Annotated in this window: 19 protein-coding genes; 8 read left to right on the plus strand and 11 right to left on the minus strand. The window is 68.8% G+C overall.

What is annotated here, in order from left to right; translation table 11 throughout:
- Positions 1 to 135 precede the first annotated feature (135 nt).
- Positions 136 to 1,383, plus strand: a complete 1,248-nt coding sequence (locus QSK35_RS27375; RefSeq protein WP_285750398.1) for an ABC transporter substrate-binding protein — start codon at positions 136 to 138, stop codon at positions 1,381 to 1,383.
- A 64-nt stretch (positions 1,384 to 1,447) separates the two neighbouring features.
- On the opposite strand, the gene QSK35_RS27380 is transcribed toward QSK35_RS27375, so the two are convergent.
- Entirely contained in the window at positions 1,448 to 3,772 is a 2,325-nt protein-coding gene (locus tag QSK35_RS27380) for a Tex family protein (RefSeq protein ID WP_285750399.1), read from the minus strand.
- A gap of 63 nt (positions 3,773 to 3,835) precedes the next feature.
- Here QSK35_RS27380 and QSK35_RS27385 point away from each other — a divergent pair, with 63 nt between their 5' ends.
- From QSK35_RS27385 to QSK35_RS27395, 3 genes are read left to right on the plus strand one after another with little or no spacing between them, the layout of a single operon-like run.
- On the plus strand, positions 3,836 to 6,958 hold the full coding sequence (locus QSK35_RS27385; protein WP_285750400.1) for an AfsR/SARP family transcriptional regulator: 3,123 nt from the start codon (positions 3,836 to 3,838) through the stop codon (positions 6,956 to 6,958).
- Positions 6,943 to 7,743: an SDR family oxidoreductase gene (locus QSK35_RS27390; protein WP_285750402.1), complete on the plus strand. Its 801-nt coding sequence runs from the start codon at positions 6,943 to 6,945 to the stop codon at positions 7,741 to 7,743. The genes QSK35_RS27385 and QSK35_RS27390 overlap by 16 nt, the downstream gene beginning before the upstream one ends.
- 59 nt (positions 7,744 to 7,802) lie before the next feature.
- Complete coding sequence (locus QSK35_RS27395; RefSeq protein ID WP_285750404.1) at positions 7,803 to 7,928, plus strand: hypothetical protein; 126 nt, start codon at positions 7,803 to 7,805, stop codon at positions 7,926 to 7,928.
- Between the two features lie 82 nt (positions 7,929 to 8,010).
- On the opposite strand, the gene QSK35_RS27400 is transcribed toward QSK35_RS27395, so the two are convergent.
- The 9 genes from QSK35_RS27400 to QSK35_RS42770 form a co-directional block, all read right to left on the minus strand.
- Complete coding sequence (locus tag QSK35_RS27400) at positions 8,011 to 11,553, minus strand: ABC transporter ATP-binding protein (protein ID WP_285750405.1); 3,543 nt, start codon at positions 11,551 to 11,553, stop codon at positions 8,011 to 8,013.
- Position 11,554: 1 nt separating this feature from the next.
- Positions 11,555 to 12,877 (minus strand): LLM class flavin-dependent oxidoreductase, encoded by a 1,323-nt coding sequence (locus QSK35_RS27405; RefSeq protein ID WP_285750406.1) that lies wholly within the window; start codon positions 12,875 to 12,877, stop codon positions 11,555 to 11,557.
- A complete protein-coding gene (locus QSK35_RS27410; protein ID WP_285750407.1) occupies positions 12,874 to 13,536 on the minus strand; it encodes an ABC transporter ATP-binding protein in 663 nt (220 codons plus the stop codon). Before QSK35_RS27410 ends, QSK35_RS27405 begins: the two co-directional genes overlap by 4 nt.
- A complete protein-coding gene (locus QSK35_RS27415; protein WP_285750408.1) occupies positions 13,512 to 14,348 on the minus strand; it encodes an ABC transporter permease in 837 nt (278 codons plus the stop codon). The genes QSK35_RS27410 and QSK35_RS27415 overlap by 25 nt, the downstream gene beginning before the upstream one ends.
- Positions 14,345 to 15,370, minus strand: a complete 1,026-nt coding sequence (locus tag QSK35_RS27420) for an ABC transporter substrate-binding protein (protein WP_285750409.1) — start codon at positions 15,368 to 15,370, stop codon at positions 14,345 to 14,347. Before QSK35_RS27420 ends, QSK35_RS27415 begins: the two co-directional genes overlap by 4 nt.
- A gap of 9 nt (positions 15,371 to 15,379) precedes the next feature.
- Complete coding sequence (locus tag QSK35_RS27425; protein WP_285750410.1) at positions 15,380 to 15,859, minus strand: flavin reductase family protein; 480 nt, start codon at positions 15,857 to 15,859, stop codon at positions 15,380 to 15,382.
- Complete coding sequence (locus QSK35_RS27430; protein ID WP_285750411.1) at positions 15,859 to 16,806, minus strand: TauD/TfdA dioxygenase family protein; 948 nt, start codon at positions 16,804 to 16,806, stop codon at positions 15,859 to 15,861. Before QSK35_RS27430 ends, QSK35_RS27425 begins: the two co-directional genes overlap by 1 nt.
- 69 nt (positions 16,807 to 16,875) lie before the next feature.
- Positions 16,876 to 17,988 (minus strand): ROK family transcriptional regulator, encoded by a 1,113-nt coding sequence (locus tag QSK35_RS27435; protein WP_285750412.1) that lies wholly within the window; start codon positions 17,986 to 17,988, stop codon positions 16,876 to 16,878.
- Between the two features lie 37 nt (positions 17,989 to 18,025).
- Complete coding sequence (locus QSK35_RS42770; RefSeq protein ID WP_352244151.1) at positions 18,026 to 18,118, minus strand: putative leader peptide; 93 nt, start codon at positions 18,116 to 18,118, stop codon at positions 18,026 to 18,028.
- A 100-nt stretch (positions 18,119 to 18,218) separates the two neighbouring features.
- On the opposite strand from QSK35_RS42770, the gene QSK35_RS27440 reads away from it, so the two are divergent.
- A complete protein-coding gene (locus tag QSK35_RS27440) occupies positions 18,219 to 18,626 on the plus strand; it encodes a nuclear transport factor 2 family protein (protein ID WP_285750413.1) in 408 nt (135 codons plus the stop codon).
- Here QSK35_RS27440 and QSK35_RS27445 read toward each other — a convergent pair whose 3' ends face one another.
- Positions 18,627 to 19,223: a hypothetical protein gene (locus QSK35_RS27445; RefSeq protein WP_285750414.1), complete on the minus strand. Its 597-nt coding sequence runs from the start codon at positions 19,221 to 19,223 to the stop codon at positions 18,627 to 18,629.
- Between QSK35_RS27445 and QSK35_RS27450 the strand changes: the two genes are divergently transcribed.
- The 3 genes from QSK35_RS27450 (at position 19,200) to QSK35_RS27460 (ending at position 24,027) form a co-directional block, all read left to right on the plus strand.
- Complete coding sequence (locus QSK35_RS27450; protein ID WP_285750415.1) at positions 19,200 to 20,834, plus strand: hypothetical protein; 1,635 nt, start codon at positions 19,200 to 19,202, stop codon at positions 20,832 to 20,834. The genes QSK35_RS27445 and QSK35_RS27450 overlap by 24 nt on opposite strands.
- 22 nt (positions 20,835 to 20,856) lie before the next feature.
- On the plus strand, positions 20,857 to 21,714 hold the full coding sequence (locus tag QSK35_RS27455) for a patatin-like phospholipase family protein (RefSeq protein ID WP_285750416.1): 858 nt from the start codon (positions 20,857 to 20,859) through the stop codon (positions 21,712 to 21,714).
- A 168-nt stretch (positions 21,715 to 21,882) separates the two neighbouring features.
- Positions 21,883 to 24,027 carry a discoidin domain-containing protein gene (locus QSK35_RS27460; protein ID WP_285750417.1) on the plus strand — a complete coding sequence of 715 codons (2,145 nt, stop codon included), beginning with the start codon at positions 21,883 to 21,885 and terminating at the stop codon, positions 24,025 to 24,027.
- Positions 24,028 to 24,044 lie beyond the last annotated feature (17 nt).

The raw sequence follows: 24,044 nt of genomic DNA on the forward strand, positions 1-24,044 counted from the left end.
CAATCGTTATTAGTACGGAAGTCTCATGAACCATTGGGTTCTGTGTTCCGTACCACATAAGTAGGAGTTTGATGATGACTCAACGAATACTGAGCTACCGCTTAGTATGTCGCTGATCAAGACAAGGATGTCTGCATGCCGTTCCGCCGCCGTGTCGTCCTGCCAGCTGTCTTGGCCCTGACGGTCGTCGTGGCCGCCTGTGGTGCGAAGGATCAGCAGGCGAGCAAGCAGGACGTGAAGACGGGACCCGGTGTCACCGCCGACACGATCTCGCTCGGCGTGCTGACGGACATGACCGGTCCGTTCAAGGGATCCGCGCTGTTGCGGATCAAGGGCTACGAGCTTTACCTCAGCCAGCTCAACGAGCGCGGCGGCATCTGCGGCCGCAAGGTCGAGCTGAAGCTCAAGGACCACGCCTTCGACGTGCAGAAGGCGCTCGACGGCTACTTCGAGCTGGAGCCGGAGATCCTCGGTCTGATGGAGCTCGCGGGCGCGCCGATGACGGCCGCGATCGAGCCCGACCTGATGCAGACGCGCGTGCTGACCGTGCCCGCCTCGTGGGCCGCGTCGCTGCTCGGCAACCCGCAGATGATGATCGTCGGCACGACGTACGACCTCGACATCATCAACGGCATCGACTACTACAAGCGCCAGGGTGTCATCAAGGAAGGCGACACCATCGGGCACGTCTACATCGACGGCAGCTACGGCGGAAACGCCCTGGAGGGCACCCAGTTCGCGGCGAACGCCTGGAACATGAAGGTCTCCGAGCAGAAGATCGGCGAGACGACGGCGGACCTCACCCAGCAGATCGGCGCGCTGAAGGCGGCCGGCGCCAAGGCCGTCATGCTGAGCACCAACCCGCAGCAGACGGCGATCGCGGTCGGTGTCGCCGCGGCGCTGAAGTGGGAGGTGCCGTTCATGGTCAACGTGGTCGGCTTCGACCCGGCCCTCATGCAGTCGCCCGTCGCGCCCGCCGTCGCCAAGCAGGTGTCCGTCGTGACGTCGGTGGCGCCGTACACCAACGGCCAGAACGGGCCGAAGGAAGTGGCGAGCGCGTTCCAGTCGAAGTACCCCGGCGAGAAGCCCGCGCTGTACGTCGACCACGGCTACGCCGTCGCGATGGCCTACACCGCGGTGCTCGAGAAGGCCTGCCGGGACAACGACCTCACGCGTGACGGCGTGCTGAAGGCGTTCCACGACACCAACGGCCTGGAGATGAAGGGCCTGACGGGTCCGCTGCACTTCTCGCTGGTCGGCCGCCCCTCAACCACCCAGTCGATCATCACCAAGCCGGACCTCAACGCCCCGGGCTCCCTCACCACCGTCGAGGAACTCTTCGAGTCCGACCTGGTGAAGCAGAAGGGCACCCGCGCCAAGTAATGAGGTGCCGTTAAGGCCACCTTCACTGCGCTGAACGCAGTAAAGGTGGCCTTAACGGTGTCAGCTACTTGCCGAAGCCGGCGCGCCTGAGGGCGTCGGCCATCGAGCCGGACGCCGGGGGTGGGGAGTTGCGGCGATCCTGCTGCTGGCGTTGCGGACGACCGCCGCCACCACGGTTGCCGCCACGATCCCGGCCACCGCCGCCCTGCTGGGGCTTGGGCTTGCCGGGCTCGTCCTGCAGCCGCAGCGTGAGGCCGATGCGCTTGCGCGCCACGTCGACCTCGAGCACCTTCACCCGCACCACGTCACCGGACTTCACGACGTCGCGCGGGTCCTTCACGTAGTTGTTGGACAGCGCGGAGATGTGCACGAGACCGTCCTGGTGCACGCCGATGTCGACGAACGCGCCGAACGCGGCGACGTTCGTGACGACACCCTCCAGCACCATGCCCGGCCTGAGGTCGGCGATCTTCTCGACGCCCTCGGCGAACGTGGCGGTCTTGAACGCCGGACGCGGGTCGCGGCCGGGCTTCTCCAGTTCCTTCAAGATGTCCGTCACGGTCGGCAGACCGAACTTCTCGTCCACAAAGGACTCGGGCCGCAGCTTCGTCAGAACAGCGGTATTGCCGATCAGCTCGGCACCGGCCGAGTCCTGCATCCGCCGCACCACGGGGTAGGCCTCGGGGTGCACGCTGGACGCGTCGAGCGGCTCGTCGCCGCCGCGGATGCGGAGGAAGCCCGCGCACTGCTCGAAAGCCTTGGGGCCCAGGCGGGACACGTTCTTCAGCGCGTCCCGCGTGCGGAACGGGCCGTTCTGGTCGCGGTGCAGCACGATGTTCTCCGCGAGACCGGCCGAGATGCCGGACACGCGGGTCAGCAGCGGCACGGACGCCGTGTTCAGGTCGACCCCGACGGCGTTCACACAGTCCTCGACCACCGCGTCGAGCGAACGCGACAGCTTGGCCTCCGAGAGGTCGTGCTGGTACTGGCCGACGCCGATGGACTTCGGGTCGATCTTCACCAGCTCGGCGAGCGGGTCCTGCAGGCGGCGCGCGATCGAGACCGCGCCGCGGATCGACACGTCCAGGCCGGGCAGTTCCGACGAGGCGTAGGCGGACGCGGAGTACACCGACGCGCCGGCCTCGGAGACGACGACCTTGGTCAGCTTGAGGTCCTCGTGCCGCTTGATCAGGTCGGCGGCGAGCTTGTCCGTCTCACGTGACGCGGTGCCGTTGCCGATCGCGATCAGGTCGACGTTGTGCTTCTTCGCCAGCACCGCGAGCTTCGCGATGGACTCGTCCCAGCGGTTCGCGGGCACGTGCGGGTAGATCGTGTCGAACGCGACGACCTTGCCGGTCGCGTCGACGATCGCGACCTTCACGCCGGTGCGGAAGCCGGGGTCCAGGCCCATCGTGGCGCGCGTGCCCGCCGGGGCGGCGAGCAGCAGGTCGCGCAGGTTCGAGGCGAACACCTTCACGGCCTCGTCCTCGGCGAACTGACGCAGCCGGCCGCGCAGGTCGATGCCCAAATGCACGAGGATGCGCGTGCGCCACGCCCAGCGGACGGTGTCCGTGAGCCACTTGTCGCCCGGCCGGCCCTGGTCGTCGACGCCGAACCGGGACGCGATGCGGACCTCGAACGTCGACGGGCCGTCCTCGTTCGGCTCCTCCGGCTCCAGGACGAGGTCGAGGACCTCCTCCTTCTCGCCGCGGAACAGCGCCAGGATGCGGTGCGACGGCAGCTTGGTGAACGGCTCGGAGAAGTCGAAGTAGTCGGAGAACTTGGCCCCGTCCTCCTCCTTGCCCTCACGGACCTTCGACACGACCCGGCCGCGCGTCCACATCTGCTCGCGCAGCTCGCCGATCAGGTCGCCGTCCTCGCCGAACCGCTCGACCAGGATCGCGCGGGCGCCCTGCAGCGCGGCCGCGGCGTCCGCGACCTCCTTCGCCGGGTCGACGAACTTCGCCGCTTCTTCCTGGGGGTTCAGGTTCGGGTCGCCGAGCAGCGCGTCGGCCAGCGGTTCGAGGCCGGCCTCCTTCGCGATCTGCGCCTTGGTGCGCCGCTTCGGCTTGTACGGCAGGTAGAGGTCCTCGAGGCGCGCCTTCGAGTCGGCGGCGAGGATCTGCGCCTTCAACGCGTCGTCGAGCTTGCCCTGGCTGTCGATCGACTCCAGGACGGCCGCGCGGCGCTCCTCCAGCTCCCGCAGGTAACCGAGCCGCTCCTCGAGCGTGCGCAGCTGCGCGTCGTCGAGTGCGCCGGTCGCCTCCTTGCGGTACCGGGCGATGAAGGGCACGGTCGCGCCACCGTCGAGCAGGTCGACGGCCGCGCTCACCTGGTGCGCACCGACGCCGAGTTCGTCAGCGATCCTGTGGTGGATGAGCGTGGTCACAGCGGGTCATTGTGCCCCTCGCGTGATGTCCGGCCGCAGGGGGCCGGGCGCTACGGTGGGTCGATGGAGTTCCGGATCTTGGGGCCGCTCGAGGTGCGCTCGGGTGCGGTCCGGCTCGAAGTCGGCGGGGTCCGCAACCAGAAAGTGCTGGCAGCACTGGTGCTCTCGGCCGGGCGTGTCGTCACGCTGCCGCACCTGGTGGACGTCGTCTGGGGCGACCGGCCGCCGTCGACGAGCAAGCACCAGATCCACAAGAGCATTGCCGAGCTGCGGATGGCGCTGTACGCCGGCGGAGACCTGATCCAGACCGACACCGCGGGGTACCGGCTCGCCGGGGGCGAGGTCGACCTGCGGACGTTCGAGAACCTGGTGGCCGAGGCGCAGGACAAACCGGCCGAGCAGGCCGTCGCGAAGCTGCGTGCCGCGCTGGCGTTGTGGCGCGGCAAGGCGCTGGCGGGACTGGAGAGCCCGGCGCTGCACGCGGAGGCCGACCGGCTGGAGGAACGGCGGGTCGAGGTGCTCGAGCAGTGCGTCGGGCACGAGCTCGCGCTCGGCCGGCACCGCGAGCTCATCCCGGAGCTGACCGCGCTGGTGACCGACCATCCCTTTCGTGAGCGGTTCGCCGAGCTGTTGATGACGACGCTCTACCGGTCGGGACGGCAGGCCGACGCGCTGGCCGTCTACCAGGAGACGCGGACGCGGCTGGCCGACAACCTCGGGGTCGAGCCGGGCGCGAGCCTGCGCGCGGCGCACCAGGCCGTGCTGAGCCAGAAGCAGGAGCCGGGGAAACAGCCGACCGTCGCCCCGCCGGTGAGCACGCCCGCGCAGCTCCCCGCCGACCTGCGGACGTTCTCCGGCCGGGCGGACCACCTCGCGCGGCTGGACGCCATGCTCGATCAGGGTGCGGACACCGTCGTGATCACCGCCATCGCCGGGGTCGCGGGTGTGGGCAAGACCGCGCTGGCCGTGCACTGGGCGCATCGCGTGCGCGACCGGTTCCCGGACGGCCAGCTGTACCTCAACCTGCGCGGGTACGACGAAGCACCGCCGACCTCGGCGGCGGACGCGCTCGGGCAGATCCTCCGTTCGCTGGGGGTCGAGAACGACCGCGTGCCGCGCGAGCTCGACGAGCGGGCCGCGTTGTACCGGTCGCTGCTCTCGCAACGGCGGGTGCTGCTCGTGCTGGACAACGCGGCGTCGGAGTCGCAGGTCCGGCCGCTGCTGCCGGGGACGGCCCAGTGCGCCGTGGTGATCACCAGCCGCAACGATCTGCGCGGGCTGGCCGCGCTGGACGACGTGCACCAGATGGAGCTGGACGTGCTGGCGCCCGCGGAGGCGGAGGAGCTGATCATCCGCGCGCTCGGGTCCGCCCGTGCCGGCGCCGAACCCGAGGCGGTCGCCGAGCTGGCGCGGCTGTGCGGGCACCTGCCGCTCGCGATCCGCATCGCCGTGGCGGAGCTGGTGCGCCGGCCGCACGACCCGATCGCCGACGTGGTGGACGAGATCGCCGGCGATCGCCTGGCGCGGCTCGCGATCCGCGGCGACCAGCGCGCGGCCGTCACCGCCGCGTTCGACCTCTCTTACCGCGCGCTGCCCGACGACGCGCGGGTGCTGTTCCGCAGACTGGGTCTGTTGCCGCGCACCGACTTCACCATCGAAGCGGCCGACGTGCTCGTCGGTGCGCCGGCCCGGAACCTGATCACGTTGCTGGAGTCGGCGAGCCTCGTGGAGGCGCACACGTCCGGCCGGTTCCGCGTGCACGACCTCGTGTGGCTGTACGCGCGGGAACGCATGCGCGACGACCCGGACCACGAGGCGGCCTGGCGGCGGCTGCTGGAGTTCTACCTGGACACCACCGACGCGGCCGGGCGCATGCTGGCGCCGGACATGTTCCGGCTCGAACGCGCTACCGGCGCCTGCGGTTTCGCCTCACGGGGTGACGCACTGTCCTGGTTGGACAGTGAGCGGGAGGCCGTCGTGGCGCTGGTGTCGCAGTGCGCCAAAGAGGGGCCGGTCCCGTTCGCCTGGCACCTCACCGATGCTCTGCGGCCGTATTTGTGGCTGCGTAGGAATGCGGCCGACTGCATCACGACGGGCCAGGCCGCACTGCGCGCCGCGACGGCCGCGGGTTCGCTCGAGGGACAGGGCAGCGCGCACAGCACGCTCGCGACCGGCCGCATGGAACAGGCGGGTCCGCAGGTCGAGCACTGGCTGGCGGCACGCGAGGCGTACCGCGCGGCCGGTAACCTGCGCGGCGAGATCCACGCGCTGCACAACCTCGGCAACGTGCACATCCAGTTCGGCAGCCCGGCACGCGCGACCGAACTGCTCGGCCAGGCGCTCGCCCTGGTCGACGACGCGCCGCGCAAGTCGTTGACGCTGACCAGCATGGGCGTGGCGGACGGCTTCGCGGGCCGGCTGAGCGCCGCACTCGGCCACTTCGAGCTTGCCCTGGTGTACGCCCGCTCGACCGGGGACGAGCTCCGCGAGGTTCCCGTGCTCGGCGGCCTGGGCGACGTCTGCTGCCAGCTCGGTGACGTGGACCGGGCCCGAGTCTGCGCGGGCCGGGCGCGCGTGCTCGCCGAGAGTTCCGCGTCGCGCACGTGGCGGCTGAACACGTCGCGTTCGATGGCCATGCTCGAACGGGACACCGGCCGCTCGTCCGTCGCGCTGGCCACCGCGTCGACGCTGCTCGCCGCGGCCGAGGAGACCGCCACCAGCCACTACGTGCTCGCGGCTCTGGTCGTGCTCGGCCAGCTGCACCTGCACGCCGGGCGGTACGAGGAGGCCGTCTCCGTCCTGGAACGTGGCCTGGCGCTGGCCCGGTCGGCGGAGAAGGCCTACTACGAGGCGTCGCTGCTCGTCGAGCTGGCGCGGGTGCCGGGCGGGGAGGCGTACGGGCCTCGTGCGCTGGAGCTGTCCCGGCAGCGCGGGTTCCGGGTGCTGGAGGGTCGCGCGCTGGCGGGCGTGGCCTGGCAGGACTCGTCGAAGTCGGCGGCCGCGGAGGCGTTGGAGACGCAGCTTGCCACCGGGCACCGGCTCGGCCAGGCGGAGGCGTTGGTGCTGCTGGGACGGGTGGACGAGGCCCGCGAGATCTTCGCTGTCTACACCGGGGACGGCGACCACGCTCCCGCGGGCACGCTCGGCTTCGAAGGAACTAACGTGTGCTCATGCCATCGGTCCTGATCACCGGAGCCGCCCGCGGTATCGGCCGCGCCAGCGCGCTGCACCTCGCCGCCGCGGGTTGGAACGTCTACGCCGGGATGCGCGTGCCGGAACCGCTCGGCGACCGGATCACCCCGGTCCGGCTGGACGTCACCAACGACGACCACATCGAGCAGCTGGGCGACCTGCCACAGCTGGACGCCGTGGTCAACAACGCGGGCATCTTCGTCGGCGGGCCGGTGGAGACGCTCGACCTCGACGAGCTACGGCACCAGCTGGAGGTCAACGTCGTCGGCCAGGTCGCGGTCACCCAGGCCGTCCTGCCGAAGCTGCGGGCGCGGCGCGGGCGGGTGGTGTTCGTGTCGTCGGCCAACGGCCGGGTGTCCGCGCCGATGACCGGTGCGTACGGCGCCTCGAAGTTCGCGCTGGAGGCGATCGCGGACGCCATGCGCATCGAGCTGCGGCCGTGGCACATCGGGGTGTCGCTGGTCGAGCCCGGCGTGATCGACACCGACATGTGGCGCAACAGCGACACGACGCTCAAGGAGACGATCGCGGCGCTGTCGCCGGCCCACCGCACGCTCTACGCCCGGCACATCACCGGTCTCACCAAGGCCATGGTCCGCATGCGGCGTGGCACTCAGCCGGTGTCGATGGTCGCGCAGGCGGTGGAACGAGCGTTGACCGACAAGAATCCGAAGGCCCGGTACCCGGTTGGCAAGGACGCGCGGGCGCAGGAGGTGCTGCGCGCGATCCTGCCGACGCGGGTGATGGATGCCCTACTCGCTCGCGTTTTCGGGATCTAGCTTCGGGCGCCGGACGACGCCCGAGGTGAGGTTGAGCGGGCCGGTCGGTGGAACGGGCGTTGACCGACAAGAATCCGAAGGCCCGGTACCCGGTCGGCAAGGACGCGCGGGCGCAGGAGGTGCTGCGCGCGATCCTGCCGACGCGGGTGATGGATGCCCTACTCGCTCGGGTCTTCGGGATCTAGCTTCGGGCGCGGGGCGAGCCGGACGATGCCCGAGGTGAGGTCGAGCGGGCCGGTCTCCTCGTACTCCTCGCCCGTGCCCGACTCATCCGACTCTTTGCGCAGCTTGCGTCCCGGAAACATCTCGCCCAGTTGACCCATGCTCCGACAATACGTCCCACATCCGGGCGTAGAGGCCGTCGCGCAACAGCAACTCGGCGTGGGTGCCGAGCTCGGCGACCCGGCCGCCGTCGAGCACGGCGATCCGGTCGGCGCGCGCGGCGGTGGTGAGGCGATGCGCGACCACGAGGGTCGTGCGCCGGCGGGTCACCGCGTCGAACGCCCGCGCGACGAGTTCCTCCGTCGCGAGGTCCAGGGCCGCCGTCGCCTCGTCCAGCAACAGGATGTCCGGGTCGACAAGCTCCGCACGTGCCAGGGCGAGCAGTTGTCGTTGTCCCGCGGACAGGTTCCGGCCGCGTTCACCGACCGGCTGTGAGTAGCCGAGCGCCTCGACGACCGGTCCGGCGCCGACCGCCCGGACCGCGGCGGCGACCTCCGAATCGGTCGCGTCCGGCCGGCCGTAGGCGATGGCGTCGCGGACGGTGCCGTTGAACAGGTGCGCCTCCTGTGGCACGAAACCCAGCCGGTGCCGGTAGTCCGCCAGCGACAACGAACGCAGGTCGTGGCCGTCGATCGACACCGCCCCGGACGTCGGATCGTAGAACCGCGCCACCAGCTTCACGATCGTCGACTTGCCCGCACCCGTGCGACCGACCAGGGCAAGCGTCTCGGCGGGCCGCACCCGCAACGAGACACCGCGCAGCGCCTCCCGGTCGTCGGTGTACGCGAAGTGCACGTCGGAGAACACGAGCTCGCCGCGCAACCGGCCGACCGGGAGCGAGCCGGACGGCGTGGACGTCGGCGTGCGCATCAGGTCGCGCAGCCGGGACAACCCGATCACGGCCTGCTGGTAGCCGTCGAACACCTGCGGCAGCTGTTGCATCGGCGCGAAGAACAGCTCCACGAGCAGCAGGAACGCGATCAGCGTGCCCACCGAGTCCGCCCCGGCCAGCAGCACGAGCGCCGACGCGACGGCACCGAGCAGCTCGACGAACGGGAAGTAGGTCGCGATGTTGCGCTGCGCCCGCAACCGGGCGACGACGAACCGGTTGCCCAGCAAGGAGAACTCGGCCTCGTTCACCGGTGAACGCCGGAACGCCTGGGTGACCCGCAGCCCGGCGACGCTCTCCTGCAGGTAGGCGTTCACCGCGCTGATCCGCTCGCGCGCCTCCATGTACGCGGGCACCGACCGGCGCCGGAACAGCACGGTCGCGAGGACCAGCGCCGGCAGCACCACGAGCATGACCAACGCCAGGGACGGGTCGATCACCAGCATCGCCACGAGCACACCGGCCACGGTCAGCACCGCGACGAACGCCGTCGCGACCCCGGTCTGCAGGAACGCCGACAGCGCGTCCACGTCCGTGGTCATCCGCGTCATGATCCGGCCGCCGAGCTCGCGCTCGTAGTAGTCCAGGCCGAGCCGTTGCAGCTGCGCGAAGGTCTTGACGCGCAACGTGTACAGCAGGCGTTCGCCGGTCCGCCCGGTCACCCGCACCTGCCACACGCTCAACGCCCACGCCGCCAGCACCACCACCAGCGCGGCCGAGGCGGCGAGCGCCACGCCGTTCTCCACGCCCTCGCGGATCAGCACCGGCAACGCGATCTGCGCCGCCGCGTCCAGTGCCACCAGCAGCAGGCCGAGCAGCAGCGGAGTCCGAAGTGGACGGAGTAGTCGGCCGAGACCGAACGACGGGTCCGCCGCCCGTGCCTCGGCCACCGGCACATCCGGCAGATCGCGCACCGGAGTCAGGTTCTCCAGCAGGGACAACATCTCCGTCGAGGGCGGCGCGGACGCCATGAGCCCGCCGCCCGCGTGCGGGGGACTGCTCGCCGCGGCGGCGAACGCGTGCGCCGAGTGCGCGGACATCGACGTGACCGCCCGGCGGAGCACCGGCCGCGCGCGCAGTTCGAGTGTGCCGTCGTGGTCGACGATCGCGCCATCGTGCACCGCGACCACCCGGTCGGCCAGCGCGAGCGTCGACGGCCGGTGCGCGATCACCAGGACGGTTCGGCGCCGCTGCGCGACGAGGTTCGCGTGGATCTCCGCCTCCACCCGCGGGTCGATCGCCGAGGTCGCGTCGTCCAGGATCAGCACCTGGGGGTCGTAGAGCAACGCCCGTGCCAGCGCGATCCGCTGCCGCTGCCCGCCGGACAACGTCAGGCCCTGCTCGCCGATCACGGTGTCGTAGCCGTCCGGCAGCGCCGAGATGAACTCGTCGGCGCACGCGGCCCGCGCCGCGGCGCGCACGTCCGCCAACGACGCGTCCGGCCGGCCGTAGGCGATGTTGGCGCGCACGGTGTCCGACCGCAGCGAGGTGTCCTCGAAGACGACACCGATCCGCGTTCGCAGTGAGTCGAGGTCCAGCGCGCGCACGTCGTGTCCGCCGACTCGCACGACGCCGGAGGTGGGGTCGTAGAACCGGTTGAGCAGCAACGCGATCGTCGACTTGCCGGATCCGGCGGCCCCGACCAGCGCGACCGACTCACCGGGCTGGACCCGCAGCGACGCGCCGCTCAGCACCGGCGTCGCGCCGGGGTACGCGAACGTCACGTCGAGCAGCTCCAGCGACGGCGGGACGTCCGGCAGCACCACCGTTCCGGACGACGCTTCTGGTGCGGCGTCGATGATCTCGAGCACCCGCGTGACACCGGCGCGGGCCTGCTGGCTGATCGTCAGCAGCATCGCGAGCTGCCGCACCGGGTTCACGAAACCACCGAGGTACGTCGTGAACGCCAGGAACGTGCCCAGCGTGAGCGAACCCCGCGCGACCATCAGCCCGCCGAACGCCAGCACCGCGACCTGGCCCAGGGCCGGCACGGCCTGCATGGCCGGGTTGTACCTGGCGGTGAGCCGGTTGACCCGCATCCGCGACCCGAACAGGCGCCGGGCCCGCTCCTCCAGACCGGCCTGTTCGCGCTCCTCCTGGCCGAAACCCTTCACCACGCGCACACCGGTGACCGCGGCCTCGACCCCGGTCGCCACCTCGGCGGCCTCCTGCTGCGCGTGCCAGTTCGCGGGGAACAGGTCGCGCCTGCTGCGGTACGCGATGAACCACAACGCGGGCCCGACGGCCAGCGCGACCAGCGTCAGCGCGGGGGAGAGGACCGCCATGACGACCACGGAACCCAGGAACATCAGCACGTTCCCGGTGATGTTGGGCAGGAAGTTCAGCAGCGTCTGGATCAGCGTGACGTCCGAGATCGACCGGCTGACGACCTGCCCGGTCTGCAGGTCGTCCTGGCGTTCGCCGTCCAGCCGGTGCAGCGCGGCGAACACGTCGTCGCGCAGATCCTGTTGCACCGCCAGGGAAAGCTTGCCGGACCGGTAACGGCGGACGTACCCGGCACCGAACCGGACGAGCGCGACGGCGAGGAACCCGATGATCCAGCCGTCCACGCCGTGGTCGACGAGATGCCGGAGCACCAGGGGAAGTGAGGCGGTGGCCACCGCGGCGACGAACGCCGCGCCGAAGGCGAGCGCGAGGTCGCCGCGGTGGCGCAGACAGTACCCGAGCAGGCGGTTCAACTCAGACCGCCACCAGCTCGAACTGGTTGGCGGGCCGGGGCAGGCCGTAGTGCTCGCGCAGGGTCGTGCCCGTGTACTCGGTGCGGAACAGACCGCGGGCGCGCAGGATCGGCAGCACTTGGTCCGCGAACACCTCCAGTCCGGACGGCAGCACGGCGGGCATGATGTTGAACCCGTCCGCCGCGCCCGAGCGGTACCAGTGCTCGATCGTGTCCGCGACCTGTTCCGGTGTGCCCGCGAACGTCTTGTGCCCGCGTCCGCCGCCGAGCCGCCCGATCAGCTGGCGCACGGTGAGGTTCTCGCGCCGCGCCAGCTCGACGATCAGCGTGTACCGCGACTTGGCGCCCTCGATCTCCTCCTCGGTGGGCAGGTCGTCCGGCAGCGGCCGGTCCAGGTCGAGGCGTTCGGCCGGAACCTTCAGCAGCTTCGCGAGGTTGGCACGCGCGTACTCGGGAGCGATCAGCCGGTCCAGTTCCTCCTCCGCCGCAAGGGCTTCCGCCTCGGTCGACCCGATCACCGGCACCAGGCCGGGCAGGATCTTGACGTGGTCCGGATCCCGCCCGAACGCCACCGCGCGGCGTTTGACGTCCTGGTAGAACGCGATCGCGTCCTCCAGCGTCTGCTGCGCGGTGAACACCGCCTCGGCGTGCTTCGCGGCGAAGTCCTTGCCGTCCTCGGACGATCCGGCCTGCACGAGCAGCGGGTGGCCCTGCGGCGAGCGCGGCGCGTTCAACGGCCCCTGCACGCTGAAGAACCGGCCCACGTGGTTGATCGGGTGCACCTTGTCCTTCAACGCGTGCACGCCGGACGCCTTGTCGGCGACGATCGCGTCGTCCTCCCAGGAGTCCCAGAGCTTCTTGGACACCTCGACGAACTCCGCGGCCCGCTCGTAGCGCTGGACGTGCGCCGGTTGTGCGTCGAGCCCGAAGTTGCGGGCGGCGTCGTCGCCCGCCGTGGTCACGATGTTCCAGCCCGCCCGGCCACCGCTCACGTGGTCCAGCGAGGAGAACCGCCGTGCGAGGTTGAACGGTTCGTTGTACGTCGTGGACGCCGTCGCGATCAGGCCGATCCGGGACGTCACCGCGGCGAGCGCGGTCAGCAGGATCGTCGGTTCGATCCGGCCGGACGGCCGCCGGCCGGGGTCGCCGAACTGCGCCGGGCTGTCGGCGAGGAAGACCGAGTCGAACTTGGCTCTCTCGGCGATCTGCGCGATCCGCTGGTGGTAGGCGATGTCCAGGTGGGACAACGGATCGCTCTCCGGCAACCGCCAGGACGCCTCGTGGTGCCCGGTGTCGATGATGAACAGGTTCAGGTGCAGCGTCATGCGGCGACTCCGATGCCGAGAGCGGACAACAGGTGGGTGCGGTCGGCGGAGTGCGCCGGGATGTCGAGGCCGATCCGGCCGTCCTGGAGGATGACGATCCGATCGGCGAGATCGATGGCCTCGTCGACGTCGTGCGTTACCAGCAGGACGGCGGGCCGGTGCCGCGCGCACAGCTCGCGCAGCAGGTCGTGCATCTTGATGCGGGTCAACGCGTCGAGCGAGCCGAACGGTTCGTCGGCGAGCAGCACGCGCGGTTCGCGGACCAGGCAGCGGGCCAGCGCGACCCGTTGCTGTTCACCGCCGGAGAGCTCGCTGGGCCACGCCTTCTCGCGGCCCTTCAGCCCGACCTCGGCCAGCGCGGCCCTGCCGTTGCCGGGTTTCACGCCCAGCTCGACGTTGTCCAGCACCCGCAGCCACGGCAGCAGCCGCGAGTCCTGGAACGCCACCGCGACCTCGTCCGGCACGTTCAGCTCACCGCTGCCCTTGACGTCGTAGTCGAGTCCGGCGATAGCCTTGAGCAGCGTGCTCTTGCCGGATCCACTGCGGCCCAGCAGTGCCACGAACTCGCCTGGCGCGATCGTGAGGTCAAGACCGTCCAGGACGTTGCGGTCGCCGAACGCGCGGACGAGGTTGTTCACCCGGACAGCGTGCGTCGCCATGACAGCGCCCTCCGTTCGACGAGCCGCAGCACCGCGTCGGACAGGAACCCGAAGAGGCCGTAGACGACGAGCCCGACCACGATCACGTCGGTCTGCCCGTAGTTCTGTGCCTGGAACATCAGGTAGCCGATGCCGCTGGTGGCGTTGATCTGCTCCAGCACGATCAGGAACAGCCACGACCCGGTCACGCCGAGCCGCAGCCCGAGGAACCAGCCGGGCAGCGCGCCGGGGAAGACCACCTTGCGGATGAACTGCGCGCGGCTCAGCCCGACGACCTCGGCCAGCTCGACGTAGCGGCTGTCGATGCCGGTCAGCGCGGTGTAGGTCTGCAGATACATGATCACCGCGACGCCCAGTGCGATGACCACGATCTTGAACTCCTCGCCGATGCCGAGCCACAGGATCAGCAGCGGGATCAAGCCGAGCGACGGGATCGCGCGTTTGACCTGCACGGTGCCGTCGATCAGCGCCTCGCCGACGCGGCTGAGCCCGGCCACGATCGCGAGCACCGTGCCGGCGATTCCGCCGAACAGGAACCCGAGTGCCGCGCGCCGCAACGAGGTCGGCACGCTGTCCGGGAGCTTGCCGCTCTGCGTGAGGTCCCAGCCGGTCTGCAGCACGGTCCACGGCGAGTCGAGGATCCGCGGGTCCAGGGCGCCGGTCGCGGACGCGACGCTCCAGATTCCGATGAGCAGCAACGGTCCGAGCGCTCGCCCGTACGGGATGGGCTTGCCGACGCCGAGCCGTTTCCGGGTCGTTTTCGGTGGTGCTTGAGGAAGTGCGGCGACCGGATGGTCGAGTACGTGTGTCATGACTGGCTCCGGTACTTGGCGTCGACCGCCTCGAACGCGATGTGCTCGAAGCGGCGGTCGAACAGCTCGTCGGCGTTGATCTTCGGTGTGAAGCCGCCGTCGGCGAGCAGGTCGGCGGTCTCCTGCTCCCACCTGATCGCCCGGTCCCAGCTGCTGGGGAACACGAGCTTCGGCGTGGCCTTGACGATCCGGTCGCCGTCGGCCTTGCTGACGTTCTGGTCCTTGACGTAGTAGTGGTCGACCCACTTGTCCGGGTTGTCCTGCGACCACGCATGGCCACGGGCCCAGAACGGGATGAACGCGCGGATCGCCTTGAGCTTCGCCTCGTCGTTCAGCACGCTCACCGGCGCCCAAAGGATCGTCAGCAGGTCGACCGCGTTCATGTCGATCGCGTGTGCGTCCGGGTACTGGCCCAGATACTTGGTGAGCTGCGGTTCGGCCAGCACCGCGACGTCGACCTGCTTGGCCTGCAACGCGGTGAGGAACTGGTTGCTGGTCAACGACACCAGCTCGACGTCGGTGTTCTTCAGGCCCAGTTCCTTGATCGTGCGCAGGAGTACGACGCCCTGTGCCTGTCCCTGGGAGAACGCGATCTTCTTGCCCTTGAGGTCCTTGAGCTCCTTGAGCGCGAGACCGGGTGAGCCCGCGAACTTGTAGAGCGGCTGCTCGCGTTGGGCGACCGCGACGATCTTCGCGTCGAACCGGTTGGCCTTCGCCTGGATCGGCGGGATGCCGGCGTTGCTGGCGAGGTCGACCGAGTTCGCGCGGAACGCCTGGATGACGTCCGGTCCCGCGCTGATGTTGGGCCAGTCCGGAACCTGGAACGGCAGCTTGCTCAGCTCACCGTTCGCCTCCAGCTGCTTGAGCGTGCTGCGGATGGAGATCGTCAGCTTCGTTCCCGCGGGCGGCGGATCCGCGGGCAGCGTGCCGACGACCTGCGTCGTGGCTTTCGTCGTGGAGCAGCCGACCACACTCAGGGCCCCCAACCCTGCGAGACCGGCGAGAAAAGATCGTCGTTGCATGGCGGCTTCCTAAGGGATCGAGTGATATGTGCCGTCGTGATAGAGCAGGGGCGGACCGTCGTTGTGCAGGTCGCTCTGCAGCACCTGCGCGACGACGATCGAGTGGTCGCCGACCGGGATGACCCGTTCGACCTTGGCGCGCAACCAGTTCGTGTCCGTCAGCACCGGCTCGCCGCTGGGCAGCCGGTGCCAGTCGCGTTCGGCGAACCGGTCGATGCCGCTCGTGGCGAACCGGCGCGCGACGTGTTCCTGTTGTGCGGTCAGGAAGTTCACGATGACGGTCGGCGCTTCTTTGACGTGCGGCCAGCTGGAGCTCGCCGTCGAGATGCCGAACGAGATCAGCGGCGGCCGCAGCGACAGCGACGTGAGGCTCGTGGCGGTGAAGCCCATCGGCCCGCGGTCGGCGTCGACCGTGATCACCACGACGCCCGCTGCGTGCCTGCGGAACGCCCGTTTGAACGTGTCCGGTGAGAGCGTGGCGGCCGTCATCAATCCACCACTACGGCGTGGTCGGCTGTGAAGGGCCTGCCCGCCACGAGGGTCGACTCGCGGCCGTCCGGCCCCTTGGGCGTGTCGCCGATGACCGTGACGCGGTGCAGCGTCCGCTGGACGTCGAGGTGCTCCAGGTCGCGCGGCGCGAGGTGCGCGGTGGCCCGGTTGTCCCAGAACGCGACGCTGCCCGGCTCCCAGCGGAACCGCACGGTGTACTCGGGGCGGGTGAGCTCGCCGTAGAGCAGGTCGAGGATCGCCTTGCTCTCACTGGCCGAGACACCGACGATGTGGCTGGTGAAGCCGGGGTTGACGAAGAGCCCCTTCTCGCCGGTCTTCGGGTGCACCCGCACCACGGGGTGCTCGGCGACGAGCAGGTTGTCGTTGACGCGCTTGGAATACGAGTCGCCGTACGTCTGGTACCGGTGCTCGGCGCGCAGGGTGTCCACAAAGGACTTCACCTGGTCGCTCAGGCCCTCGTACGCCGCGACGAGGTTCGTCCACGTCGTGTCGCCGCCGATCTCCGGCACGACCTCCGCGCGCAGGATCGACGCCGCCGGCGGGTTCACCGCGGCCGTGACGTCGGTGTGCCAGCCGGAGAAGTAGCTGTACTGGCGCTTGCGAGCCTGTTCCTTGAAGTCCTTGCCGTAGCGCTGCTCGTAGCGCCGCGGGTCGATGGTGAAGATCTCCGGGTAGCCGGTCGGTGGCGCCTCGTCGTGCGGGTGCGCGTAGGTCAGCTCGCCGAACTGCCTGCCGAACGCGATCTGCGTCGCGTGGTCCAGCTCCTGGTTCCGGAAGAAAATCACCTTGTACTGATAGAGCGTCGCTTCCAGTGCCTCGACGACGTCTTTGTCGAGTGGCTTGGAAATGTCGATGTCCGAGATATTCGCGCCGGTGTGCCCGGCGATCGGCTGGACGGTGAATGTCTTTTCCTGGACAGCAGTCATCGCCAATTCCTAAGAATCGTTGGTGTGAGTGAACGTGCAGGTCAATCCTCTGTCAGGTGACCTGCAGTGTCAATTTTGCTCGGTGAGAAAATAAAGCGGGCTGCCGTAGATCTCGTGCAGCGTCACGGAACCGGCCGCGACACTGAGCACGTCGCGGCCGAAACTGGTCCCGATGATTCTGTCGCCCGCGGTATCCCGTATTTCGTCGAGGCAGTCCGGAAAGTGCATGCTGCCGGCTTCCACAACGACGAGCACTTCCGGGTTGATCACGTCGAGCAGCAGCCGGGCGGCCTGCCCGACCAACCGGGCCCGCTGCCGGAAGAGGTTCCTGGCGCGCGGATCGTGGTGGGCCTTGTCGATGAGGAGCCGGAGATCGGGCCTGGGAATCAGGCCCGCGCGGGTGGCGCGCTCGGCGAGCGTCCGGTCGGCGACCGCGGCCTGCAGACATCCGTTCTTCCCGCAGGGACAAGGGGTTTCGTCGCCGTAGAGCTTGAGGTGCGCGATCTCGCCGGCCTTCGCGCCCGGCCCGTGGTGCACGGTGCCACCGGTCGCGATCGCCGCGTCGACGACGTTCCCGACGAACAGGTGCACCACGCTCGTACGCGTGCGCTCGTCGCCGAACAGCTGCTCGGCCCGCGTCAATGCCCGCGAGTGCGACTCGACGTGGACGTCGGTCCCGAGCGCGTCACTCAGGAACCGTTTCGCTTGGACTCCGCGCCAGCCGAGCTGACTGTGCTCGACGATCGTGCCCGTGTCCGGGTCGATCACCCCGCCCGTGGCGACGCCGATGCCCACAGGTGCTCTTCCGTCCAGGAACCGGGGGAGCCGTTCCGTGATCCTGGTCAGAACCCCTTGGGGCGTCTTGGTTTCGTGCGGCTCGCGCTCCTGTGCGATCACCTGGCCGCGCAGGTTCATCAGTGCGAGCGTGGTGTGCCCGTACGCGATGTGAACCCCCGCGACGACGTGCCGGTCGATGTCGATGTCGACCGGCACGTGCGGCCGACCCAGCGTGACGCGCGGGATCCGCGTGTCGACCTCCCGGACGAGGCCGTGCGTCTTCAGTTCGGCGTACTGCTTGGTGACCGTGGCCGGGCTCAGCCCGGTGAGGCGCGCGATCGTGCTCTTGGCGACCGGGCCGTGGTCGAGGACCGTTTTGAGGACAGTGCTGGCGGTACCGCTCATCGGGGTGTCCCTCGTGTTGTCTGTTTCCTTGGGTGGGTCAGACGAGACGAGCGGGCACCGCACAGATCGCGCTCGCCTGCCGACGGAGGTCGACGTGGCGGCGCGTGCTCAGCACGGATGCCTGGGACATGGCTTGATGCTGACATCCGGGTCTGACGTGGCCAAGACCGTTCAGGATGTGGGACTTGTGGCCCCTGGTCCGGGATCGGGCCGGGGCGTTCACTTTGGTGATGAAGGCTTCCAACTCGATCGTGGGCGGGCTCGCCGCCTTCTACGACGCGTTCAACAGCGGGTCCGTCGACCAGTTCTCCGACGCCCTGGCCGACACGGACGGAACCTCCGTGATCGGCTCGGCGCCGGGCGAGGGGCATTCCGATCGGGCTTCGTGGATCAAGACCTACGCCGAGATGATCACGCCGGCCGGGGTGCGGCTGCGGGGCGGCCCCTCGGCCCGCGGGTTCGCTCACGACGGTGCGGGGTTCGTCGTGGACGAACCCGCGTTCGTGCTGCCGGATGGGAGCCGGTTGGAGACGCGGCTGACCGCCGTGCTCATCGAGGAGGGTGGGCGGTGGCGGGTCGTGCACCTCCACTTTTCGGTGGGAGTGCCGGACGAGGAGGCGATTCGACCGCCCGAGTGATCATGATCTGAGGACGTGTCGTCCGGCCGAACGGGTGAACCGTGCTAACGCGTCGTGCTCGTCGCCGAAGTACTGGACACATCTGAAACCCGATCGTGCCGGCGGCACGCACTCTGGCGCCTCCGTGTCGGATTGCAGTGATGCGATCATGACGTGGGAGAGATCATGGACTCTCGCAGCGACCGGAGCGTGCCCGAAACGCTTCTGTTCCAAGCCCTCAGACGCAACGGAAACATCAACCACTCCGCTGACAACGCGGACATCCGGGCGGAGGTTCTCGCCGAGATTCTGCTGCAGGGCAAGGACAGCGCCGTGCTGCCGCGCAAACTGTGCCTGTCCGACGCCCGCATCGTGGGCGACCTCGACCTGGAAGCGGGTGACATCAACTTCGCGGTCCAGTTCGTGCGTTGTCGCTTCACTGGCGTGCCGTGTCTGCAGCAAGCGCGGTCGTCGGCGTTGTACTTCGTGGATTGCGCATTGCCCGCGTTGAGAGCAGCCCAGCTCACAGTCGGCGGAAGCCTGGTCCTGCAACGGTGTGCGGTGTCCGGTCCGGTCGTACTGACCGGGGCGCACGTGTTCGGCCAGTTCGACCTGCAAGGAAGTAAGATCAGAAACCTGCCCGGCGTGGCGATCCAGGCGGACGGCCTGCACGTGGAGCAGGACATGCGCTGCTCGGACAAGTTCCTGGCAGAGGGCGTCACGAAGATGGTGGGCGCTGCGATCGACGGCCAGTTCATCTGCGGCGGCGCCTGCTTCTGCAATCCGGGCAACGTGGCTCTGGAGCTCAGCGGCCTGATCGTGAAGGAGCACGTGTTCTGGCAGGACGGGTTCACCGTCGACGGACAGGCATCCCTGCGGGGCGCGCGCGTTGAAGGCCGGTTGGACTGCTCCGGGGCGACGTTCCGCAACCCAGGCAAGGTCGCCGTGGAGGCGGTGGGACTCACGGTCGACCAGAAGGCGAAGTTCTCGAACGGGTGCCGGGTCGAGGGGCAGTTGAACCTGACCGGCTGCAAGATCGGTGGCTGGCTCGACTTCGCCGGAGGCCGATTCCTGCACAAGGGAGGCAAGGCGCTCGATCTTGCGCGTGCCTCGGTCGCGCAGAACCTCATCTTCCGTGATGGGTGCTTTGTCGAAGGCCAGATCCTGCTGGCGGGTGCCGAGGTCAGCGGCAGCATCTGGGCCGAGGGCGGTCACTTCGAGAACGTGACGGGCACCGTGCTCGACGCGACCGGACTTCGCGTTGGCCGGGATGCGTTGTTCCGCGTGAAAGGCGACAGGTTCGTCGCGTTGGGGCAGATCGTGCTCAACGATGCCAGGATCGAGGGCCGCCTCGACTTCACCGGTGCCAGCCTGGAGAAGCGGTCGGACGCGCTCAAATGCGACCGCGTCAGGGTGGGCCAGTCAGTGATCTTCGACAACGTCACCTCCGACGGTTCCGTCCAGATGTCTCGCGCGATGATCGCCGCTGATCTTTCGTTCGTCGGCGCCTCGATCGCCGGTGAAGTGTCGCTCAAGGGCACCTGTATCGACGGGGCGTTGAAGCTGAGGTTCCAGGAGAGGAAGCCACCTCGCCTGCTCAACCTGTGCCGTGTCCGCGTGGCTTCGTTGGACGACCGTCAGACGGCGCTGCCCAAGAAGATGGAACTGGACGGGCTCGTTTACGGAACTCTGCGCGACACGGAGGATGCGAAGACCCGCATCCTCTGGCTGCACAAGAACCACAAATACGTCCCACAGGTGTACCTGCAGCTTGCTTCGTCCTACTCGGCTGCCGGGCGACACGATCTGGCGACCAAGGTGCTGATGGCACGGGAGGATGCGCGTTTCGCGAGCGGGACCGGACAGCTGGCCTGGCTGAACCGGTTGTTCGGCCGGGTTTTCAAGGCAACCGTGGGCTACGGCTACAAGCCCTTCCGAGTGCTCTGGTGGTTGGTCGCGCTCCAGGCGGCTGGTTGGGCGATTTTCTCGTTGCTCAACTTGAACGACAGCAACTTCACTCCGGTGCGAAATGACATCGACAACAGATGGTTCAACCCCTTCCTCTACACGACCGACCTCCTGCTGCCATTGGTGAGCATCAGGCATCGGGACCTCTGGATACCGCACGGCGGCGGCGCGGTGGCTGCGGTGGCGTTCACCGTGATGGGCTGGATCCTTGCCATCTGCCTGGTGACAGGTGTCGGCCGGTTGTTCAAGCGGGACACGTGATCCCGACTTAAGATCGGCACTCGTGACGATCAACCTTCCCGGTCCAATCGGGTTCGTGCTCGGCGGTGGAGGCAGCCTCGGCTCCAGCCAGGTCGGCATGCTGCGCGCCCTGGCCGAGCACGGCGTGCGCCCCGACCTGGTCGTCGGCACGTCCGTGGGATCGGTCAACGGTTCCCTGCTAGCACTGGACCCCGACAAGGCCGCCGACCGTCTCGCCACACTGTGGGAAGGCATGACCCGCCAGCGCGTCTTCCCCGGAGGGCCGATCGCGCAGCTGAGGTCGTTGCGCACCAACAAGACCTACCTGTTCCCGAACACCGGCCTGAGGGACGTCCTCGACGAAGGCCTCGACGGCACAAGGGAGTTCGGGCAGCTGTCCCTGCCGTTCGGCGCGGTGAGCGTCGACTGTGTCACCGGCGAGGCCGTCAACATCACCGAGGGCGAGCTGATCCCCGCCATCCTCGCCAGCGCGGCGATCCCGGGGGTGTACCCGCCGGTGCGGATCGGGGAGCAGGTGCTGTACGACGGGGGCGTCCTCGCCAACGTGCCGATCCGGCAGGCGCTGGCCATGGGGGCGAAGAGCCTGGTCGTGCTCGACTGCGCGTTCCCCGGCCACCTGCCGACGGTGCCGGAGACGCTCGCCGAGACGTTGCTCTTCTGGGCGACGCTGGGGATGCGGAACCAGGCCGTGCTCGAGGTCGAGCTCGCCAGCCGCGAGGTGCCCGTGCTCTACCTGCCGGGGCCGCCCGTGCAGCAGGTGACGCCGCTCGACTTCACGCACACGCAGGAGCTGATCGCGGCGTCGTACGAGGCGTCGGACGCGTTCCTCAAGGTGCTGGAGTTGAAGGGCGCAGGGCTCTACGGGCACCCCAGTCACTAGCAGACATCGGCTCGTTCGGAGCCTTTACCGATTAAGTAACCTGAGAAACGTGCTCAGACATCGGATCTCCTCTTGAAGTGTTCATATCTGTGGAGTACATCTCTGCGCGAGTGATATCGAGCACGTCTTCTTCCGCCGCGGAAGGCGTCCCGGCATGGAGGCTGGCTCGTGCGTGCAAAGTTGCGTCGCATCGGCGTGTTGATAAGCGCCGCTCTACTCGTGGTCGGACTGAGCCCTGGGACGGCCAGCGCCGAAGTGATCCACCCCCGGCAGGACTGGTTGCGCGCGTCCACGGCGGGTCTCTTCCTGCACTGGGGCATGCGCACCTCGCCCGGCTACACCAGCTGCTCGGCGTGGGAGAGCGCCGTCACCGGCGGCGGCTGGAACGCCAAGTACTGGGTCGACGAGGCCAAGAAGCTGCACGCGCAGTACCTCGTCCTCGCGTCGTTCCACAGCCGGCTCGGCTACGCGCGGGCGTGGCCGTCGAACGTGCCGGGCAGCTGTGCGACCAAACGGGACTTCCTCGGTGAGCTGATCACCGCGGCCGACGCCCAGGGCCTCAAGGTCATCAACTACATGACCGACGACCCGCAGTGGCACGCCGAGGGCGGCCACGAGTGGCTCGACTCGGCCGCCTACTCGAAGTACAAGGGCAAGAGCATCGACCTGACGCAGCGCCCCGGCTTCGGGCAGTTCAGCTACGACAACTTCGTCGAGGTCATGCAGCGGTACCCGAAGCTCGCCGGGTTCTGGATCGACAACGACAACGCGTACTGGGAGCAGAACGGGTTGTACGAGCGCATCCGCAAGGAGCGCCCGGACATGGTGCTCAGCAACAACAACGAAGACACGCCGATCATGGACACGATCAGCAACGAGCAGAAGACCGGCATGACGCCGAACTACGACTACCCGCAGGCGGTCTACACCGCCGCGCCGCGGTTGATCGAGGCCTGCTTCAAGCTGCCCAGCAGTGGTCCGTGGTGGTACGGCGGGTCGAACTCGGGCGTCGACTACAAGCTCACGCTGGGCCGGTTGATCACCAACGCCGGGTCCGACGTCAAGGCGCTCATGGCCGAGACGGCGATGGTCAACGGCAAGTTCCCCTCGAACCAGCAGAACTTCAACAACTTCGCGGCCGGCTACCTCGACCAGATCAAGGAAGGTCTGCTCGGCGTCTCCGGTGGCGGGTACAACAACGGCGGCCTCAAGCCGGGGTTCTGGAACGACGGCGCGCACGGCATCACGACCGTCAGCAAATCGAACGCGAACAACCACTACATCCACGTGATCACCAAGCCGTCCGGCAGCACGCTCAAGGTGCGCGACAACGGCTACAAGGTCTCGAAGGTGACCAACCTGCGGACCGGCGCGGCCGTGTCGTGGACGCAGGGCGGTGGCACGCTGACGCTGTCGGGTGTGTCCAACTGGGACCAGTACGACACCGTGTTCAAGGTGGAGACCGCCGGGCGTGAGGGCATCATCCCGCAGTCGAGCTACACGATGAGCGCGTCGGCCTCCGGCAGCGGCCACCCGGCCTCGGCCGCGGCGGACGGCAACTACCAGACCTACTGGGACGCCACCGGCGCCGGCACCGTGTCGCTGCGGTTCGACCTGGGCTCCGCCAAGAAGGTCTCGTACGTCGCGATCAACCAGCGCGAGGACTCGACGACCTACCCGTCGTCCGGCTCGGCGCGCATCAAGAACTACAACGTCTACACGTCCAACGACGGGTCGAGCTGGACGAACGTGAAGTCCGGCTCGCTGCCCAACCACCGCGGCGTGCAGTTCATCGACCTGCCCGCGAACACCACCGCGCGGCACATCCGGGTCGAGAAGACCTCCACGCAGGGCAAGGCGCAGCTGCGCGTCGACGAGGCGTGGCTGGGCAGCGCGTACGCGAACGGTGGCGGTACCCCGACGCCCGACCCCGGCCGTTACGAGGCCGAGAACGCCACGATCACGCAGGGCGTCGTCGAGTCCAACCACGCCGGGTTCTCCGGCACCGGCTTCGTGAACTACGACAACGTCGTAGGCAGCGCGGTCGAGTGGAAGGTCAACGCCGCGCAGGCCGGTCCGGTCACGCTCAAGCTGCGGTATGCCAACGGCACGACGGCGAACCGGCCGCTGGACATCAACGTCAACGGCGCGCTGGCGGCCGACGAGCTGGGCTTCGCGGCGACCGGGGCCTGGACGACGTGGCAGGACGTGACGGTCACGGTCAACCTGAACGCGGGGGAAAACGTGATCCGGGCGACGGCCACCACGGTCAACGGCGGTCCGAACGTCGACTACCTCGAGGTCGGAGCGTAAAACTCACGGGGCCGGAC

Origin of the sequence: Lentzea sp. NBRC 105346, assembly GCF_030269605.1 — a bacterium.
Lineage (GTDB): Bacteria > Actinomycetota > Actinomycetes > Mycobacteriales > Pseudonocardiaceae > Lentzea.

Excerpts from the sequence above, each read along its gene's own strand:
- QSK35_RS27415 (WP_285750408.1), bottom strand. The coding sequence starts at position 14,348 with ATGACACACGTACTCGACCATCCGGTCGCCGCACTTCCTCAAGCACCA.
- QSK35_RS27405 (WP_285750406.1), bottom strand. The coding sequence starts at position 12,877 with ATGACGCTGCACCTGAACCTGTTCATCATCGACACCGGGCACCACGAG.
- QSK35_RS27440 (WP_285750413.1), top strand. The coding sequence starts at position 18,219 with ATGAAGGCTTCCAACTCGATCGTGGGCGGGCTCGCCGCCTTCTACGAC.
- QSK35_RS27430 (WP_285750411.1), bottom strand. The coding sequence starts at position 16,806 with ATGACTGCTGTCCAGGAAAAGACATTCACCGTCCAGCCGATCGCCGGG.
- QSK35_RS42770 (WP_352244151.1), bottom strand. The coding sequence starts at position 18,118 with ATGTCCCAGGCATCCGTGCTGAGCACGCGCCGCCACGTCGACCTCCGT.
- QSK35_RS27410 (WP_285750407.1), bottom strand. The coding sequence starts at position 13,536 with ATGGCGACGCACGCTGTCCGGGTGAACAACCTCGTCCGCGCGTTCGGC.
- QSK35_RS27425 (WP_285750410.1), bottom strand. The coding sequence starts at position 15,859 with ATGACGGCCGCCACGCTCTCACCGGACACGTTCAAACGGGCGTTCCGC.
- QSK35_RS27375 (WP_285750398.1), top strand. The coding sequence starts at position 136 with ATGCCGTTCCGCCGCCGTGTCGTCCTGCCAGCTGTCTTGGCCCTGACG.
- QSK35_RS27420 (WP_285750409.1), bottom strand. The coding sequence starts at position 15,370 with ATGCAACGACGATCTTTTCTCGCCGGTCTCGCAGGGTTGGGGGCCCTG.
- QSK35_RS27435 (WP_285750412.1), bottom strand. The coding sequence starts at position 17,988 with ATGAGCGGTACCGCCAGCACTGTCCTCAAAACGGTCCTCGACCACGGC.
- QSK35_RS27390 (WP_285750402.1), top strand. The coding sequence starts at position 6,943 with ATGCCATCGGTCCTGATCACCGGAGCCGCCCGCGGTATCGGCCGCGCC.
- QSK35_RS27385 (WP_285750400.1), top strand. The coding sequence starts at position 3,836 with ATGGAGTTCCGGATCTTGGGGCCGCTCGAGGTGCGCTCGGGTGCGGTC.